This window comes from Syntrophomonas zehnderi OL-4 (assembly GCF_000983115.1).
Taxonomy (GTDB): Bacteria; Bacillota; Syntrophomonadia; order Syntrophomonadales; family Syntrophomonadaceae; genus Syntrophomonas_B; species Syntrophomonas_B zehnderi.
Genome location: NZ_CGIH01000024.1, coordinates 1 through 912, shown reverse-complemented (window position 1 = coordinate 912; position 912 = coordinate 1). Strand labels below are relative to the sequence as shown.

1 protein-coding gene is annotated in these 912 nt (G+C 42.3%); it reads left to right on the top strand.

Features of this window, described 5'->3' with window-relative positions; all coding sequences use genetic code 11:
- The coding region (locus AAV90_RS15130; protein WP_198142826.1) for a hypothetical protein at positions 1–912 on the top strand (912 nt) is incomplete at both ends.

Genomic DNA, 912 nt, shown 5'->3' with positions numbered 1-912 from the left:
AAAATAGCCAACGACATCAAAAACTACATGGACACCAGCGGAAAAACACCAGACTTCGCCTACAAAACCAGCCTAGGAACATACCTACGCTACGAAAACCTCGTATACATGTACAGCATGATCCTCGACTACTACAACACCAGCGGAAACAAAGCAGCCTTCGCCGCAATGAAACCATGGAGCATTATATCTCAACCAGTCCTCGCAACGTTTACCATAGACCAAATTAAACAAGCAGCAACCACCGTAAGAAAATACATCGAAACCAACCGAAAACTACCCAATAACGTACAAATCGGCACCACCAAAATCACCATGCCACAATTCCTAGAACTACTAACCACAGCCACCATACAAATCAACAACGGAAACAACAAACCCATACCACTAAGAACATACTGTGCACCATCAACACCTTCTGAATCCATTATAGGTGGATTAATTTATAAAACAGAATACCTTAAAATAGCCAACGACATCAAAAACTACATGGACACCAGCGGAAAAACACCAGACTTCGCCTACAAAACCAGCCTAGGAACATACCTACGCTACGAAAACCTCGTATACATGTACAGCATGATCCTCGACTACTACAACACCAGCGGAAACAAAGCAGCCTTCGCCGCAATGAAACCATGGAGCATTATATCTCAACCAGTCCTCGCAACGTTTACCATAGACCAAATTAAACAAGCAGCAACCACCGTAAGAAAATACATCGAAACCAACCGAAAACTACCCAATAACGTACAAATCGGCACCACCAAAATCACCATGCCACAATTCCTAGAACTACTAACCACAGCCACCATACAAATCAACAACGGAAACAACAAACCCATACCACTAAGAACATACTGTGCACCATCAACACCTTCTGAATCCATTATAGGTGGATTAATTTATAAA